We start from the raw sequence: 16,239 nt of genomic DNA on the forward strand, positions 1-16,239 counted from the left end.
GTTTTAAATCAAAAAACATATAACTATTTATTCTTCTAGGGTAGATAACATGAATGCCTATAATCGATGGTGCTCATGTTAACCACTCCACAAAATTAGATAATATACTTATTGAACATCCCTTAACCAAAGTTTTTACTCCACAACACTGTTAAAATATTTATGTTTTCTTGGAATAATTTATTCCATCTTAATAGGCACTTGAGGTTGCTTAAAGGTGATATGAAAATGCAACTATAAAAGTGATGCAAAACTACAGGCTGTAGGGGCAATTTATGAATTACCCCTATATAAATAAAGCGTAGCCTCACCTAGAATTGGTATGAGTTTCAAAAAAGTTCATATTCCCCATCAGTATTTTTATCAAATCATGGGCACTTTTTGCAACATAATTGATAGATGAGTTTATACCAATTTTTTGTGAAACTGCACAAAATCAGTCAGTTTTGGTAACACTTGGGCTTAAGACCCTTGTTATATCTAATTTAGATGTGTTTCAGGTAATTTGCGGTAGCCTGCGGTAAGCTTATGCACATCTACGTTTTATCTTGGGTGTCCCAATGTAGTGATATATAGAGCAGCTTCATCAGGGGGAATACCCAAAACTTCATTTACTTGGTCATCAAAGAACCCACCGATACCGCTAACGCCTACATTTAGGTGCATTGCGGCTAAATTCAGGCGCTGTCCCAAATGACCGGCATCCAGATGTAAATAACGGTAAACGCGATCGCCATATTGAGCGATCGCAGCTTTCAGATCGGCTGTATGAAATAATACTGCTGCTGCATCCCGCCCTAATTCTTGTCCCAAACAGAGAAAATGTAACTCTCGCCGGAAATTTTTAAACCGAATTTGGCGTAATTCTTGGGCTTTGGGCGCGTAATAGTAACAACCTGCCTCCAGTCCTTTAACTCCGCAAACAGCAATAAATGTTTCTATTAAATTCAAATCAAAGTAGTCTGGAGAAATATCTAAACTTTGGTCAATGTAATTTTGCGGTTGGTAAGTGAAATCGAGTAGGCTTTTTAATTGATCAAAAGTTAAATCATCACCATTGTAAGCGCGGGTAGAACGTCGCTTGTACATTGTATTTTCCAGTTCTGACAGCTTTTGTCCCCAGTCTATAGGTGTAGTGGTGGTGGGGATTTTCAAACAGAAAGGAAAGTTATATTTATCCTCTAAAGATTTTTCTTGTTTGATAACTGGGAGATTGAGATTGCCAGTTATACCTGATTGAATCTGGGTGTGTCGATGGAAATATGTCAGCAATTCACCATCGGGGATTTGGGGATAATTGGTTTCGGTGGCGGAAGGTAAAGCAGTACATCCCAATGGCAAATTTTGATTGACATCTAACAAGTCTGCCAGAGGTAAGACAGCGATCGCACCTTCTTGTTGCGGATCGATATAAAGCAGATCGTTTACCGATTCATCCACAAAGCCGCCGATTAAATGAGGGCGAAAGTCAGTAATCGCGCCAGCCAATTCGATATTACCCAATAGATGTCCTGTGTCTAGAAAAATCCGGCGATAAGCCCGATCTTCATAGCGCCAGGCAGAACGATAAAATACCGCAGTGACAATAATTGCTAATTGGGTGTTTTCTAAAGAAGGATGCCAGAAACAAGCTGCTTGGAGAGTTTGCCAAACATCACTTTCCCAATAATGCATCAGCGAATGAGTCCGACACTGGTAGTTATACAAACCAGGTGGCAATAACGACGTGCCACGGGAAACCACATACACCTCGGCAGGGTACAATCCGCCGGCACTGGGAGCAGCGCGTAAATATACCGCACTACCCATAGAAGGCATTCTCGCTGTCAATCCATAGCTGCGAAACAGCAACCGTGAAAGTCTTTGCCACCATTGAGCATCTGGGTTGTTGGCAAATCCCTCTGATTTTTCTTGGATATAGGGTTTGAGATCAATATTAGAGCCAATTTTGTATTCTTTGAAAGGCACTGGCTGTTTAGTCCAGTCTAACTGCTGACTTTTGGAGGCAAGAGTCTCGGGGTTGTATTTAGTACGTTCGTGGTAATGCTGGGCAATTGATTGGTGTAATTCTGGCATAGTACTTTTAATATCCTTGGGGCATTCTTTTTTTGATCTTGGCATTCATTAGCCTCATTGTTTCGTGTCAATTCGTACAATCCTCATAGTCACAAAGTGGTAATTGGTAACAACTGCATTGGGAATGGGGTATTGGGCATAGTACATCTGGTCAAAAATAATGTAGAGACGTAGCACTGCTACGTCTCTACAAGAGTTCTGGATAACGCATATTTAATTTCTGGATATGTCTAATATTTTTCATAACCGCCGAATTGCAATTTCCAACCCTTCACATACACCACTAAGAAAATCTAAATCTAAAGTAGCGATCGCATCACTAGGTTTGTGATAATGGGGATTTCGCAAAAATGCCGTATCTGTCACCATCATTGCCGGATAACCCAAATCCCAGAAAGGTGCATGATCGCTAAGTCTGGTTTGGGGAACTATTAAACCTCGATTCGGCACGGGTAGCCATTGACTAGCTACGCCAGCTTTGCGAATATTACGGCTCATGGCAATTAAGTCAGGCAATGTCCGCAAATTGCCAATTAAAGCAATAAAATCACCTGTATCTGGATAGAAGCGTTCCAGAGGAGGGGGATAACTTTGAGAACCAGGCGTAGAATCCTTATAACCCAGCATTTCTAGGGAGATCATTAAGCGTAGCTGTTGCTTTTGTTGGTGCAACAGGGCTGCATAGTCAGCGCTACCCAGTAAGCCGTATTCTTCCATATCGAAAGCAACCAGCCTTAAAGGATATCTTATAGCTTGGGCGGCAAACTTTCTCGCCAATTCCAGCAAAACTGCCACACCTGTGGCATTATCATCAGCCGCAGACGTTCCCGGAACGCCATCATAATGAGCGCCAATTAAAATCGGTGGTAAATCTTTTTTTTGCCCTCTAGTTTGAGAGGGTAAATTTAATATCAAGTTCTTACAAGCTTTACCCCTGACTTCAAAGGTGTGGATTTCCACACTCCCCCATTGGGAAAATTCCTGGCGGATGTATTCTTGGACGAAAAAATGTCCAGCTGTTGCCATGTAAGGATCGCGTTCTCGCGCGATCGCACTCAGGGAAGTTTGTAATCGCTTTGTTAAATTCAAATGTTTAAAATAGCGGTAATATTAAGGTTTTCAGGCACTCAAATAAGCAGAATTTTTTTATTAAGGTGCATTTAGCAACTTACAGATTCAGTGCATAGAAGTAACCGGATAACAAGAATTGAGGCTGCTTAGACACAGCAATCATCGTCAATGCTATCCTAGTCTTGCAACTATCTCCTCTAGCTGAACTTCTTAGCTCATTGCCTTAATGATGACTATTATACCATTGAGGTGTTTTCATCCCATAGCACAAAGCTAGAGGTAGTTTCGCCCAATCATAATAAATATATAAGACACTTTAGGAGAAGAGTAACGCATGGGCAAGGTAGTCGGCATCGACTTGGGTACAACCAACTCAGTAGTCGCCGTTATGGAGGGTGGCAAGCCGGTGGTGATTGCCAATGCAGAAGGAATGCGAACAACCCCCTCCGTAGTTGGCTTTAGCAAAGAAGGCGAAAGGGTAGTTGGGCAAATGGCACGCCGCCAAACCGTCCTCAATCCCCAAAATACCTTTTTTGCAGTGAAACGCTTCATTGGGCGCAAATATGCCGAACTTAGTCCAGATTCTAAGCGTGTACCCTACACCATCCGCAAAGATGAAGTAGGTAATATTAAAATTGCTTGTCCCCGTCTCAATAAAGATTTCGCCCCAGAAGAAATTTCGGCAATGGTGCTGAAGAAATTGGCAGACGATGCTAGTCGCTATTTGGGTGAACCAGTCACAGGGGCAGTGATTACAGTCCCCGCTTATTTTAACGATTCTCAACGGCAAGCAACCCGCGATGCTGGCAGAATTGCTGGTTTAGAGGTGCTGCGGATTCTCAATGAACCAACTGCCGCATCTTTGGCTTATGGATTAGATCGGGGTGACACGGAAACTATCTTAGTCTTTGACTTGGGTGGCGGTACTTTTGACGTGTCGATTTTAGAAGTGGGCGATGGGATATTTGAAGTCAAAGCTACCAGTGGAGATACGCAACTTGGTGGTAATGACTTTGACAAAGTAATCGTAGATTGGTTAGCAGAGCAATTTCTGGAAACTGAAGAAATAGACTTAAGACGCGATCGCCAAGCTTTGCAACGTCTGATGGAAGCTGCGGAAAAAGCCAAAATTGAGCTTTCTGCTGTCAGCGTTACTGATATTAACTTACCCTTCATCACCGCCACGGAAGATGGCCCCAAACATCTAGAAACTCGTTTAACTCGTTCCCAGTTTGAAGGCTTGTGTGGTGATTTGGTAGGGCGATTGCGGACACCAGTGAAACGCGCCCTCAAAGATGCCGGACTTTCACCTAGAGATATTGAAGAAGTGGTGTTAGTTGGCGGTTCTACACGGATGCCAATGGTGAAGCAGCTAGTGCGAGACTTGATTGGTACAGAACCTAACGAAAACGTCAATCCTGATGAAGTAGTGGGAGTGGGTGCAGCAATTCAAGCCGGAATTCTTGCAGGCGAACTCAAAGATGTGCTGCTTTTGGATGTCACCCCCCTTTCTTTGGGGTTGGAAACCATCGGCGGCGTGATGAAAAAACTCATTCCGCGCAACACCACCATCCCAGTCCGCCGTTCTGACATTTTTTCTACGTCTGAAAATAACCAAAACACTGTGGAAATTCACGTAGTTCAGGGCGAACGGGAAATGGCAGGAAACAATAAGTCTTTAGGTCGTTTCAAGCTGTATGGTATCCCCCCAGCGCCACGAGGAATTCCCCAAATACAGGTATCATTTGATATTGATGCTAACGGTATTTTACAGGTAACAGCCTTAGATAGAACCACTGGGCGAGAACAGAGTATCACTGTTCAAGGCGCTTCCACCTTGAACGAGTCAGAAGTGAATCGGATGATTCAAGATGCACAGAAATACGCCGATGTCGATCGCGAACGTAAAGAAAGGGTAGAAAAGCGGACTCGTTCTGAGGCGCTGATTTTTCAAGCAGAACGGCAACTTAGAGAAGTTGCACTCGAATTTGGTATGCAGTTTGCCCGCAACCGTCGCCAAAGAATTGATAATATTTGCCGAGACTTAAAAGAGAGTCTGAAGGAAAATAGCGATCGCGGTATCGATCAAGCCTACGCCGATTTGCAAGATGCTCTCTATGAGCTAAATCGGGAAGTCCGCCAGACTTATGCTGAAGATGAAGATGACGATTTGTTAGGTACTATCCGTGACATCTTTACTGGCGGTGATAAGGATAAAGAACGCGAATTTCCTAGAGATACATATCGGGAACGCGATTCATTCGGTAAGGACTATGGCAGAGATTACGGTAAAGACTATGGCCGAGACAATAGCCGAGACTATGGCCGAGACAATAGCCGAGACAGTCGTTCTTCCTCTTATGAAAGCCGTCCTCCACGCAAATCTCGTCCCAGCTACCAAGATAACTGGGATGATGAAGATGACAATGATTGGTTGTAAGTAGAAGGCAGGAGGCAGGATAGCGCAGCGTTAGCGAGTCCGCGAGCGTCGGCAAGAGGCAGAAGCTGCTCAGAAAGCTGATTTAAGTGGTTGGCATTTACATTTAATTATGTCTACCTAATTAGTACTTCTGATAAGAGTGAGAAGTAGAAGTTAAAAGCTAAAAAATTAATTTTTCACCTCCTAACTCCTAACTTCTAATTAATCCAAAATCTAAAATCTAAAATTTAAATAACTAACTATGCAAAATTTGCCGAATTTCCGCGATTACTACGAAATTTTAGGAGTATCTAAAGACGCTTCTGGTGAGGAAATTAAAAAGGTTTATCGGCGGTTAGCAAGACAATATCACCCCGATCTGAATCCGGGTAACAAAGAATCTGAGGAAAAATTTAAAGATATCGGCGAGGCTTATGAAGTCCTTTCAGACTCAGCCAAGCGATCGCAATACGACCAGTTTAGCCGCTACTGGAAGCAAAAAGGCTTTGCAGGCAACAAACAAACGCCAAAGGCTAAAACTTGGCAGAGTGGCGCTAGCGATCGCAACGGCAATCAAGACGTAGATCCAAGTCAATTCTCCGACTTTGAAAGCTTTATTAATCAAGTTATCGGTGTCAAAAATAAGAGTGGGGCCAGTAAGTCTAGTAATGGCAATACTAGCGATCCGTTTCGTTCCCCCAGAACAAAAGTTGCCTATACAGTTAACACTCCACCTCGCACTACCCGCCGAGATATAGAAGCCAGATTAACGCTACCACTAGAAAAAGCTTATCAAGGCGGTAATGAACGCATTCGTTTGGAAGATGGGCGATCGCTAGAAGTTAATATGCCACTAGGGATGGTGACAGGTCAAACCATTCGTTTGCGAAACCAAGGTGTTGGTGGTGGCGATCTATACTTAAAAATTACCGTTGAGCCTCATCCATTATTTAAGCTAGAAGGTTTAAATATTCTTTGCCAAGTACCAGTTACTCCCAGCGAAGCAGTTTTAGGAGGACAGGTAGAAGCACCAACTTTGGATGGCCCAGTGAAAATGACCATTCCTCCAGGAGTTAGGTCTGGTCAAAAATTCCGACTAGGGAATAAAGGCTACCCCGGCGATGACGGTAAACGTGGCGATCAATTAGTAGAAATTCAAATAGTTACACCGAAAAATATTAGTCAAGAAGAACAGGAATTGTACGAAAAGTTACGGCAAATTGAAACTTTTAAACCCCGTGCTGATTTAATACGTTAGGGATAAAATATCAATCTTAATGAAGCTATTGACCAGAGCAAAGATTAATTTCTAATTAGTCTTCGTCATCTTGAAAAATCGTTTCTATATCTTGTGAACCGTGCAAGATACGTACAATTTCTATGCCTTCGTCTATTGGACGATAAAAAATTAAATAATTCTTTACCGGGAAACTTCGCAAAAAAGGAGCCACTTCATCTCGTAGCCTGCCCATTTTGGGGAATTTGGCCAGTTTTGGAAAGCTTTCTCGCAAAATATCAAAAAGTTTGTCAGCAGCTTTTAAGTTATTTGGAGCAAGATATTTCCATATATCCTCAATATCTTGCACTGCTTGAGTAGAAATACGAAATCGACTCATACAGAATCGCTGTTAGCCAAATTTTGCTGTCCTAGTGCTTTAATATTTGCAAAAAAAGCTGGAAGTGACTCGTCGTTATATTCAGTATACTGTCCACTATCGAGTTGCTTCATACCAATGTCAATCTGACTGCGTAATGCTTCTAACTTGAGTTTTTGCAGTTCTTCTTCAAGGCGCTGGAGTTCATCTATCATCTGTTGAAACGCTTGCGCTTCATGCACCACAACCTCAGCTTTCCCATTCACCGTTAGTACAATCGGAGACTTTGTTACCTTGATCCGTTCTAAGTAATCTTTGGCATTACGCTTAAAGTCGGTAAGAGTTTGAATATTTTCGAGATTAATTTTGATCTGCATCGCATCTAATTAAATGCTTTATTAAGATATCTTATCAGATGCTAGACCTGCTGTGTCTTCTGCAATTCACAAAGGATTTAAAATATAAAAAATATCTTTGAGCAAAGTGACTCAAACAGCCGTGAATCAGAACGGGGCAATGCCACAAAGCAGTAAACCAACTTATTACTCCCTGCTAGGACTGCATCCCTCGGCATCAGTAATTGATATTCGTCGCGCTTATCGAGAACTGAGCAAACGCTATCATCCTGATACTACAGACTTGCCTACTGCGATCGCCACTCCCAAATTTCAGCAAATCAATGAAGCCTACGCCACCCTTAGCCATCCAGAACGGCGATTAAGCTACGATTTAAAAATTGGCTATTCCCGCTTTGGAGTGATTCAACCACCCCCTGACTTGAATCATCCGGTCTCGCGTTCTCATGACTGGTCAAAATCAGCTTACCTTGATGCTAGCGATCGCCCTTTATCATCTGGCGAAATTTTTGCTTTATTTATGCTGGTGTTAACATTTGTAGGTTGTTTGTTATTAGCAGTTGCCATTGGCTTAACTCGTGGTGATGCTGCTTTTGAAACCCGTTTGCTACAGTCAACCCCATCTGCACAACAGCAGATTAACTATGTATCGCAACTAATTACCTTTATGGTAATTAAAAATTAAAAAATTTAATCCCAAATCCCAAATCCCTATGCCTCTTCTTCCCTCTGATACTCCCCTATATAATCATCCCCTGCCACAAATTGAACAGTGGTTAAAAGACCAAGGCTGTCAACAAGACGACACCCAGAGGCATTGCTGGCATGTGCAGCGGCCTAGTTGGAAAGCTGAACTATGGCTCGATGTTGAGCAAATCGTAGTGCGATATGTCCAATCTGGGGAAAATGGACAAGATATCCAACGTTCATTCAAGTATTCCCTGAGTCGGGATGACGTAGAACAAGCTGTGTTTTCTGGGCCATAGTGCTAAGTACTATTCACCGTAAAAAGGGTACGTAAATCAAGCCGCAATCATGTTAAAGTACGTCGCCGATCTTGTTGAGTGGGCATTAATGGAATGGTAGATGATAATCTTTACCCATCTCTTTCATCCAGATATTTCAAAAAAGAATGAACACCCAACAATCGGATGCCATAAGTTGCCATTACCGCCCTCAACTCATCATCAGCACGTAAATCATCATCCCCAGACACAATAATCTCCGCTTCGCCATCAATAGCCGTAGCAAGCACAGCTAAATCTTTGGGATCTCGACAATTAGGAGGAATCGTTTCCAACTCAATCCATATTGCTCGGTGCTGCAACTGCTGTTCAAGGCGAATAGCAATAATTGGGTCAATCCGTTCTCTTAATCGGGGGCGATTCTAAACTAAATGAAGTTCTTCCATTAGGGGTTGACTCATCACCAACTGGAATTTGTCTTCATTAAATGCTTCCAAGATGGGCAATGTAACTCGCCCTTTCAGCAAAATACGAATCCAAATGTTAGTGTCGATGACCACTCGGAACATCATGTTTGGTGAGCTTGCTGGCGCACAGCCTTAATTTCAGCCATGATATTATCGTCTGTAATGTCATCAACGGGGGGTTGAGCATAAAGTTCTTGAATTAAAGCGGTCAAATCTGAACGTAAATCCACTAGAAGCAAGGCTCTGGCAACCTGTGCCCGTTCGTCTAGTTGCAACTGTTGCACAGCTCTAATGAGTTGTGCCAGCGTGATAGGAATCGATACCATATCAGTAGCCATCATTGAGTTTATTAAATTTTAGTGCGATCGCCGATCTTGCAGCATCGCTAACGCATCCTACTGGCGCAGCAAACGTACTATTTTATACTTTCCCAAATCGCCGCTCACGTTGCTGGTAGGCACACAAGGCGCGATGAAACTCGGCGCGATCAAAATCGGGCCAGAGAGCATCAGTGATGTAAATTTCTCCATAAGCCATTTGCCAGAGAAGGAAATTTGAGAGACGCATTTCTCCACTGGTGCGAATTAACAAATCTGGGTCAGTGATTCCTGCTGTATACAAGTGGCTCTCAAACACCTGCTCATTAATTTCATCGGGTTGTAGCAGACCTTGCTGGACTTGTTTTGCGATCGCTTGACAAGCTTGTAAAATTTCTTGCCGTCCGCCATAATTAGTTGCCACTGAAAACCGGATACCGCGATTATCCTTGGTTTCTTCCATTGAACGGGATATTTCTTGCTGGAGCGATCGTGGCAGAGCCTGCAAATTTCCGACAAACTTAATTTGAACATTCTCTTCGACCATTTCCCGCAGTTCTTGGCGCAAAACTCTTTGAAACAGAGTCATCAAAAAATCCACTTCTTCCTGAGGTCTTTTCCAGTTCTCCGTTGAAAAAGCATAAGCTGTCAGCGCCTGAATCCCCCAATCCTGACAACAACGAAGTAAATCCTTAAGAGCATCTACTCCTCGCTTATGACCCATAATTCGAGGTAGACCCTGACGTTTAGCCCATCGACCATTGCCATCCATAATCACCGCAACGTGCTGCGGCAATAGTTCTCGTTTTAAGTCAGTAGGCAAATCTTGCAGTTTAGTTTGTTGTGCTGTCATTTTTTATCTCGAGAAGCGGTCGATGGTAATCCGAGTAAACGTGAAACCAGTGCTAGTGTCTTCCCACCTATCCGACGAACAAAACTCAACAGACCAGGAGCAACAGCTTCCCTATCCACGGTTGGTGACAAAAGAGCCTCTAATGACTCTTTTAGTTTCTTAATCGTCAGTGGTCTATTTAGAGTTCCCCGTTCCGCTAAGGAAATGGAACCCGTTTCTTCAGATACAACGACACAAATGCAATTTTCGACCCGCTCAGTAATTCCCATTGCCGCCCGGTGGCGTGTTCCCAACTGGCGCGAGGCTGTGCGTCCCGAAAGTGGTAAAATTATACCCGATGATATGATCCGTGAGCCACGGATTAATGTCGCTCCATCGTGTAACAAAGTTTTCGGCTGGAAAATTGTCTGGATTAGTTCTTTAGAAACCTCCGCATTTAGCTTTACTCCTGGCACAGAAAAATCTCGCTCATCAATTGGCCCTGTGGTTTCCACAATTAGTAAAGCCCCAATCCGGTTTTTTGACAATTCTTTAACAGCCTCAACAATTTCATCAATTACACTATCAGATTTGGGGATTGCCAGCCGATCGGGTTGAAACAACTGGCGGAATTCGCCACGCCCCAATTGCTCCAAAAACCGCCGAAACTCTGACTGTAAAGCAACTGCCATCGCTACAGCACAACCAATCACCAACTTTTCTAGTACAAAACTTAGCAGAGGTAGTCCTAATCTGCCACTTAGTGCTGAGGCTAGCATTAAAATAATGAATCCCCGCACCATCCACAGTGTTCGGCGCTCACTAATAATAACTAGTATCATGTAAGTCAGCGCCAGCACTAACACAATATCCAGAGTCCCAAGCAGCAAGGACTGTGACCACCCCAGGTTTATCAGCCATTGCTTCCACCAATCTCTCATGACATCTGGATTACACTTTTGCCTCTAATTACATTTAGTCATTTGTTATTTGTCATTTGTCATTTGTTATTAAACCGCGTCTACTGTGAAAACCGTAGTTTTTTGTAATGAGGCTAAAGTTCAAAACTCAAGCCACGACAGAATAATATACTCTCTTCAAAAACTCTAGGTTTCAAAATAGACGGGGTTTAGCTCCTAGCTAATGACCAATGACCAAGGACTAATGACTATTTTTTAGCCTTTCTGGTAGGCTATCTTGTCGAATTAAGTCTTGATAAGTTTCACGTTGCAAAATTAAATTTGCTTCGCCATTCGCCACTACAACTGCTGCCGGTCGAGGCAAGCGGTTGTAGTTAGATGCCATACTGTAATTGTACGCACCAGTTCCCATAACTACGAGAATATCTCCTGGTTCAGTCTTTGGGAGTAGAGCATTTTTAATCAGAATATCTCCTGATTCACAATGTTTACCAGCAATTGTGACTGTTTGAGTTAAAGGAGAAGACATTTTATTGGCAACTACTGCCCGATAAATTGATTGGTAAGTAATCGGGCGAGGATTATCGGACATTCCTCCATCGATCGCTACGTAGGTACGAATTTCTGGAATAACTTTGGATGAACCAATAGTATAGGCAGTGACGCAAGCTGTGGCAATTAGCGATCGCCCTGGTTCACTCAGTAATTTCGGCAAAGGCAGATTTTCGACCGCACAGGCTTCTTGGACAACTTCACAAATTGCCTTCACCCACTCTTCAATGCTGGGAGGATCATCTGATTCTGTATACTTAATCCCCAAACCACCACCAACATTTAACTCTGTAATATTTAAACCATACTTCCCCGCATCCCGTAGCCATTGCACCATCACAGCAGCTAAATCTTGATGCGGTTGGCGCTCAAAAATTTGGGAACCAATATGAGCATGTACTCCTACGCAATTAAGGGCGGTTTCTTGACTGACAAAGGTAAAAACTTCATCTAAATCGTTGGGATCAAAGCCAAATTTGCTATCTAAGTGTCCGGTGCGGATATATTCGTGAGTGTGGCATTCAATACCGGGAGTTAGCCGTAGCATGATACGTATAGGCAGAGGGGATGAGGTAACATTTTCTCCCCCTGCTCCCCTGCTCCCTTGCTCCCCTGCTATTTCCACAAGGGTACGCAACTCATACCAGTTATCCGCCACAATGGTGACACCAGACTCGATCGCTAAAATTAATTCTTCACGAGATTTATTATTGCCGTGGAGGTAGATTTTATTGGGACTAACACCCGCTTGTAGGGCGGTGTAAAGTTCGCCCCCAGAAACTACATCGATTCCTAAACCCTCTGATGCGGCGATCGCACAAACTGCTAAACAATTCCAAGCTTTTGAGGCGTACAATACTTGAGATTCGCCCTTGTAATACTGCTTGAAAGCATCTCGGTATTGCTGACAAGCTGAACGCAGGGTTTCTTCATCTAAAATATATAAAGGTGAACCAAATTGCTTAACTAGGGTTGTGACATCACATCCACCAATTTCTAGGGAGTCATGATTATGAACTCTAGCAGTTAAGGGTAAAAGTTCCTGATTGGGCGAGAGATTTGGGTTAGTGTCACGCCTTTGAGGTAAATATTGACTTCCAGAATGTTGAACCCCAGTGGGGTGAGTCGATACCATAAATATAAAAGTTGTCCTTGTTCAAATTGCGGGCTTTGAGTTCGTCTCCCGATTCCCAGTTTACAAAGGGTTTGTAATCTTATTCAATAAATGTGATCTCATTAGACTTAGAAATTAAATTACTGACACCAGATAATCTCAGTGCAATTCTGGAACTAGATCAAGCCTGTTTTGGTGGACTTTGGACAATGGAAGGCTACAAACGAGAATTGGATAGCCCCAACAGCGATTTACTCGGTTTATTTTCCCCATTCTCGAACGTTAGTTTGTTAGGAATGGGTTGCTTTTGGTCAATTTTAGAGGAAGCCCACATTACAATTTTGGCGGTTCATCCCCAATATCACCGTCAAGGTTTAGGTGCGGCTTTACTATATTCACTCCTTAAGACAGCTTGCGATCGCGGAATGGAGCGAGCTACCCTCGAAGTCCGAGCTTCCAACTTGGCAGCAATATCTTTATATCAAAAATTTGGCTTCAAAACAGCCGGACGGCGGCGGGGTTACTACCAAGATAACGGTGAGGATGCGCTAATCCTTTGGCTCCCCGATTTACAACACTCCAAATTTCAAACAACTTTAGACCAGTGGTATGCCACAATCAGCGATCGCCTTAGCAAATCCTCTTGGCACTTACTTTTTAAGTAGTTGGAATTAAAGGCTTGCGATCAGCTTCAGCAAGAAAAGCAACTTTGCTGCGCTTAATTAGATTTAAATATTCTATAGATAATTTATAAATTATAAGGAAAATATATATAAGCTTATTATGCTTGATATTTACAAGTGTATGTGGTATATGTAGATGTTTGGGATTAAGTGAATAAACTCTCAATATAAGCAGTCAGCTATTTGTAATAAATCTCAAAAAGTCCCAAAAACGCTGGTGAACTAAAGCTCCTCAGTACACTAGCCAAATAAAAGCAGTCAATAGTTAACAATTAGCCCATCAACTAAAGTCATAGCTTCAGGATGTCTATAATCTGTTATACAGGCATCCAAAAGCTTTGCCTGTGCTAAAATCAGCATACCGGCACGACCGCAGGTGATGGGAAAAATGCCATGTTTGAACGCTTCACAGAAAAAGCCATTAAGGTAATCATGCTGGCCCAAGAAGAGGCCCGCCGTTTAGGTCACAACTTTGTCGGAACCGAGCAGATCCTCCTGGGTCTGATTGGCGAAGGCACTGGAGTGGCTGCCAAGGTGCTGAAATCAATGGGCGTCAATCTCAAAGATGCCCGAATTGAAGTTGAAAAAATTATAGGACGGGGATCAGGCTTTGTTGCCGTGGAAATTCCGTTTACGCCACGGGCAAAGCGAGTTCTAGAACTCTCCTTGGAAGAAGCACGCCAACTGGGGCATAACTACATTGGCACCGAGCATCTGCTGTTGGGCCTAATCCGCGAAGGGGAAGGTGTCGCAGCCAGGGTGCTAGAAAACCTCGGTGTGGATCTATCTAAGGTAAGAACCCAAGTCATCCGTATGTTGGGAGAAACTGCCGAAGTTTCACCAGGCGGCTCATCCGGGCGCACAAAAACCCCGACTCTGGATGAATTTGGCTCAAACCTGACCCAGATGGCGATAGACAATAAGCTCGATCCAGTGGTGGGACGCGCCAAGGAAATTGAGCGGGTGATTCAGATATTGGGTCGCCGAACTAAAAATAACCCAGTGCTGATTGGGGAACCAGGGGTTGGTAAAACTGCGATCGCTGAAGGTTTAGCTTCACGCATTGCCACTAAAGATGTCCCTGACATCCTTGAAGATAAACGCGTCGTCACGCTGGATATTGGTTTGCTCGTAGCAGGAACCAAGTACCGGGGTGAATTTGAAGAACGCTTGAAAAAAATCATGGATGAAATCCGCTCGGCGGGTAATGTCATTCTCGTGATTGATGAGGTACACACCTTAATTGGTGCGGGTGCAGCCGAAGGTGCTATAGACGCAGCAAATATCCTCAAGCCAGCTTTGGCCAGAGGTGAGTTGCAGTGCATCGGTGCTACAACCCTAGATGAATACCGGAAGCACATCGAGCGAGATGCAGCGCTAGAGCGGCGTTTCCAACCAGTGATGGTTGGCGAACCTACAGTTGATGAAACAATTGAAATTTTATATGGTCTGCGCGAACGCTACGAGCAACACCATAAACTGAAAATCTCCGACGAAGCATTAGTGGCGGCGGCGAAGTTATCAGACCGTTACATTAGCGATCGCTTCCTCCCAGATAAAGCCATCGACTTAGTTGATGAAGCTGGTTCTAGAGTGCGCTTGATTAACTCCCAGCTGCCACCCGCAGCCAAAGAGTTAGATAAAGAACTGCGTCAGATATTAAAAGAAAAAGATGATGCAGTGCGCTCTCAAGACTTTGACAAAGCTGGAGAACTGCGCGATCGCGAAATGGAAATCAAAGCCGAAATCCGGGCGATCGCTCAAAGCAAGACCAATGCAACTGGCACAGAAGGTGAAGAACCTGTAGTTACAGAAGAAGACATTGCCCATATTGTCGCTTCTTGGACTGGAGTACCGGTGAACAAACTCACCGAATCTGAATCTGAAAAGCTGCTGCACATGGAAGACACCTTGCATCAGCGTTTAATTGGTCAAGATGAAGCTGTGAAAGCAGTTTCACGGGCAATTCGTCGCGCTCGTGTCGGTTTGAAAAATCCCAATCGACCCATAGCTAGCTTTGTCTTCTCTGGGCCTACTGGTGTGGGTAAAACCGAGTTGGCGAAATCCTTAGCTGCTTACTTCTTCGGTTCCGAAGAAGCGATGATCCGCTTAGATATGTCCGAATACATGGAGCGTCACACCGTCAGCAAGCTGATTGGTTCCCCTCCAGGTTATGTTGGCTATAACGAAGGTGGTCAGCTGACTGAAGCCGTGCGGCGGCGACCTTACACCGTGGTGTTGTTCGACGAAATCGAAAAAGCGCACCCCGATGTCTTCAACATGCTGTTGCAAATTTTGGAAGACGGTCGGTTAACTGATGCCAAAGGTCGCACGGTAGACTTCAAGAACACCTTGCTGATTTTAACTTCCAATATTGGTTCTAAGGTAATTGAAAAAGGCGGTAGCGGTATCGGCTTTGAATTCTCCGAAGATGCAAGCGAGTCAACTTACAACCGGATTCGCTCTTTAGTCAACGAAGAACTCAAGCAGTACTTCCGTCCAGAGTTCCTCAACCGACTCGATGAAATTATCGTCTTCCGTCAGTTGAACAAGCCGGAAGTGACCCAAATCGCCGAAATTATGCTCAAGGAAGTATTTGGTCGTCTGACGGAAAAGGGTATCACCTTAGAAGTCACAGACCGCTTCAAGGATCGTTTGATCCAAGAAGGTTACAGTCCCAGCTACGGCGCAAGGCCATTACGTCGGGCAATTATGCGCCTGTTAGAAGATAGCCTAGCAGAAGAAATTCTGTCTGGTCGTATCAAAGATGGCGATACAGCCCTTGTTGATGTGGATGAAAATGGCATTGTCCAAGTTAGTTCTCAACAGCGCCGGGAATTGTTACCCCAAGGTGTTGAGTAAGATTTAGGGT

At 43.7% G+C, this 16,239-nt stretch carries 17 protein-coding genes; 6 read left to right on the forward strand and 11 right to left on the reverse strand.

Going from position 1 to position 16,239, the window contains the following annotated elements; all coding sequences use genetic code 11:
* Positions 1-543: 543 nt before the first annotated feature.
* Together G1O98_RS03150 and G1O98_RS03155 are read right to left on the reverse strand one after the other, a co-directional pair.
* Positions 544-2,076, reverse strand: a complete 1,533-nt coding sequence (locus G1O98_RS03150) for a SagB/ThcOx family dehydrogenase (protein WP_163927314.1) — start codon at positions 2,074-2,076, stop codon at positions 544-546.
* A 240-nt stretch (positions 2,077-2,316) separates the two neighbouring features.
* Positions 2,317-3,165 carry a M28 family peptidase gene (locus G1O98_RS03155; RefSeq protein WP_163927199.1) on the reverse strand — a complete coding sequence of 283 codons (849 nt, stop codon included), beginning with the start codon at positions 3,163-3,165 and terminating at the stop codon, positions 2,317-2,319.
* A gap of 316 nt (positions 3,166-3,481) precedes the next feature.
* Here G1O98_RS03155 and dnaK point away from each other — a divergent pair, with 316 nt between their 5' ends.
* Both dnaK and G1O98_RS03165 read left to right on the forward strand, forming a co-directional pair.
* Positions 3,482-5,587, forward strand: coding sequence for a molecular chaperone DnaK (gene dnaK, locus G1O98_RS03160; RefSeq protein WP_163927201.1), 2,106 nt, complete (start codon positions 3,482-3,484; stop codon positions 5,585-5,587).
* Between the two features lie 241 nt (positions 5,588-5,828).
* Positions 5,829-6,824, forward strand: coding sequence for a J domain-containing protein (locus G1O98_RS03165; RefSeq protein WP_163927203.1), 996 nt, complete (start codon positions 5,829-5,831; stop codon positions 6,822-6,824).
* Between the two features lie 55 nt (positions 6,825-6,879).
* Here the strand turns inward: G1O98_RS03165 and G1O98_RS03170 are convergent, their stop codons facing one another.
* Together G1O98_RS03170 and G1O98_RS03175 are read right to left on the reverse strand one after the other, a co-directional pair.
* Positions 6,880-7,182 carry a type II toxin-antitoxin system RelE/ParE family toxin gene (locus G1O98_RS03170; RefSeq protein WP_163927206.1) on the reverse strand — a complete coding sequence of 101 codons (303 nt, stop codon included), beginning with the start codon at positions 7,180-7,182 and terminating at the stop codon, positions 6,880-6,882.
* Positions 7,179-7,538 carry a type II toxin-antitoxin system Phd/YefM family antitoxin gene (locus G1O98_RS03175; protein ID WP_163927208.1) on the reverse strand — a complete coding sequence of 120 codons (360 nt, stop codon included), beginning with the start codon at positions 7,536-7,538 and terminating at the stop codon, positions 7,179-7,181. Before G1O98_RS03175 ends, G1O98_RS03170 begins: the two co-directional genes overlap by 4 nt.
* Before the next feature lie 139 nt (positions 7,539-7,677).
* Here G1O98_RS03175 and G1O98_RS03180 point away from each other — a divergent pair, with 139 nt between their 5' ends.
* The gene (locus G1O98_RS03180; RefSeq protein ID WP_163927316.1) at positions 7,678-8,202 is read left to right on the forward strand and encodes a J domain-containing protein; all 525 of its coding nucleotides are present in this window, start codon (positions 7,678-7,680) and stop codon (positions 8,200-8,202) included.
* Positions 8,203-8,230: 28 nt separating this feature from the next.
* On the forward strand, positions 8,231-8,503 hold the full coding sequence (locus tag G1O98_RS03185) for a DUF3143 domain-containing protein (RefSeq protein ID WP_069071493.1): 273 nt from the start codon (positions 8,231-8,233) through the stop codon (positions 8,501-8,503).
* A gap of 110 nt (positions 8,504-8,613) precedes the next feature.
* Here the strand turns inward: G1O98_RS03185 and G1O98_RS39220 are convergent, their stop codons facing one another.
* The 6 genes from G1O98_RS39220 to lysA form a co-directional block, all read right to left on the reverse strand.
* Positions 8,614-8,844: a putative toxin-antitoxin system toxin component, PIN family gene (locus G1O98_RS39220; RefSeq protein WP_202985779.1), complete on the reverse strand. Its 231-nt coding sequence runs from the start codon at positions 8,842-8,844 to the stop codon at positions 8,614-8,616.
* A gap of 60 nt (positions 8,845-8,904) precedes the next feature.
* Positions 8,905-9,054 carry a PIN domain-containing protein gene (locus G1O98_RS39225; protein ID WP_202985780.1) on the reverse strand — a complete coding sequence of 50 codons (150 nt, stop codon included), beginning with the start codon at positions 9,052-9,054 and terminating at the stop codon, positions 8,905-8,907.
* On the reverse strand, positions 9,051-9,290 hold the full coding sequence (locus G1O98_RS03195; protein ID WP_163927210.1) for a hypothetical protein: 240 nt from the start codon (positions 9,288-9,290) through the stop codon (positions 9,051-9,053). The genes G1O98_RS39225 and G1O98_RS03195 overlap by 4 nt, the downstream gene beginning before the upstream one ends.
* A gap of 79 nt (positions 9,291-9,369) precedes the next feature.
* Positions 9,370-10,119: an isoprenyl transferase gene (locus G1O98_RS03200; RefSeq protein ID WP_012412222.1), complete on the reverse strand. Its 750-nt coding sequence runs from the start codon at positions 10,117-10,119 to the stop codon at positions 9,370-9,372.
* Positions 10,116-11,039, reverse strand: coding sequence for a diadenylate cyclase CdaA (cdaA, locus tag G1O98_RS03205; protein ID WP_163927212.1), 924 nt, complete (start codon positions 11,037-11,039; stop codon positions 10,116-10,118). The genes G1O98_RS03200 and cdaA overlap by 4 nt, the downstream gene beginning before the upstream one ends.
* A gap of 220 nt (positions 11,040-11,259) precedes the next feature.
* Positions 11,260-12,705, reverse strand: a complete 1,446-nt coding sequence (gene lysA, locus G1O98_RS03210; RefSeq protein WP_163927214.1) for a diaminopimelate decarboxylase — start codon at positions 12,703-12,705, stop codon at positions 11,260-11,262.
* 92 nt (positions 12,706-12,797) lie between these two features.
* On the opposite strand from lysA, the gene rimI reads away from it, so the two are divergent.
* Positions 12,798-13,349 (forward strand): ribosomal protein S18-alanine N-acetyltransferase, encoded by a 552-nt coding sequence (gene rimI, locus G1O98_RS03215; protein WP_114083813.1) that lies wholly within the window; start codon positions 12,798-12,800, stop codon positions 13,347-13,349.
* Positions 13,350-13,625: 276 nt separating this feature from the next.
* Here the strand turns inward: rimI and G1O98_RS39420 are convergent, their stop codons facing one another.
* Positions 13,626-13,811 (reverse strand): hypothetical protein, encoded by a 186-nt coding sequence (locus G1O98_RS39420; protein WP_167755962.1) that lies wholly within the window; start codon positions 13,809-13,811, stop codon positions 13,626-13,628.
* On the opposite strand from G1O98_RS39420, the gene G1O98_RS03220 reads away from it, so the two are divergent.
* Complete coding sequence (locus G1O98_RS03220; protein ID WP_069071487.1) at positions 13,761-16,229, forward strand: ATP-dependent Clp protease ATP-binding subunit; 2,469 nt, start codon at positions 13,761-13,763, stop codon at positions 16,227-16,229. The two genes, G1O98_RS39420 and G1O98_RS03220, sit on opposite strands and share 51 nt — an antisense overlap.
* Positions 16,230-16,239 lie beyond the last annotated feature (10 nt).

The sequence above is a fragment of the Nostoc sp. UIC 10630 genome (assembly GCF_010747425.1).
GTDB lineage: Bacteria > Cyanobacteriota > Cyanobacteriia > Cyanobacteriales > Nostocaceae > Nostoc.

What these genes read in the sequence shown, in the direction of transcription:
- G1O98_RS03220 (WP_069071487.1), top strand. Translation starts at nt 13,761, where the DNA reads ATGTTTGAACGCTTCACAGAAAAAGCCATTAAGGTAATCATGCTGGCC.
- G1O98_RS03185 (WP_069071493.1), top strand. Translation starts at nt 8,231, where the DNA reads ATGCCTCTTCTTCCCTCTGATACTCCCCTATATAATCATCCCCTGCCA.
- lysA (WP_163927214.1), bottom strand. Translation starts at nt 12,705, where the DNA reads ATGGTATCGACTCACCCCACTGGGGTTCAACATTCTGGAAGTCAATAT.
- G1O98_RS03195 (WP_163927210.1), bottom strand. Translation starts at nt 9,290, where the DNA reads ATGATGGCTACTGATATGGTATCGATTCCTATCACGCTGGCACAACTC.
- cdaA (WP_163927212.1), bottom strand. Translation starts at nt 11,039, where the DNA reads ATGAGAGATTGGTGGAAGCAATGGCTGATAAACCTGGGGTGGTCACAG.
- G1O98_RS03150 (WP_163927314.1), bottom strand. Translation starts at nt 2,076, where the DNA reads ATGCCAGAATTACACCAATCAATTGCCCAGCATTACCACGAACGTACT.
- G1O98_RS03170 (WP_163927206.1), bottom strand. Translation starts at nt 7,182, where the DNA reads ATGAGTCGATTTCGTATTTCTACTCAAGCAGTGCAAGATATTGAGGAT.
- G1O98_RS03200 (WP_012412222.1), bottom strand. Translation starts at nt 10,119, where the DNA reads ATGACAGCACAACAAACTAAACTGCAAGATTTGCCTACTGACTTAAAA.
- dnaK (WP_163927201.1), top strand. Translation starts at nt 3,482, where the DNA reads ATGGGCAAGGTAGTCGGCATCGACTTGGGTACAACCAACTCAGTAGTC.
- G1O98_RS03175 (WP_163927208.1), bottom strand. Translation starts at nt 7,538, where the DNA reads ATGCAGATCAAAATTAATCTCGAAAATATTCAAACTCTTACCGACTTT.
- G1O98_RS39225 (WP_202985780.1), bottom strand. Translation starts at nt 9,054, where the DNA reads ATGATGTTCCGAGTGGTCATCGACACTAACATTTGGATTCGTATTTTG.
- G1O98_RS03165 (WP_163927203.1), top strand. Translation starts at nt 5,829, where the DNA reads ATGCAAAATTTGCCGAATTTCCGCGATTACTACGAAATTTTAGGAGTA.
- G1O98_RS03180 (WP_163927316.1), top strand. Translation starts at nt 7,678, where the DNA reads ATGCCACAAAGCAGTAAACCAACTTATTACTCCCTGCTAGGACTGCAT.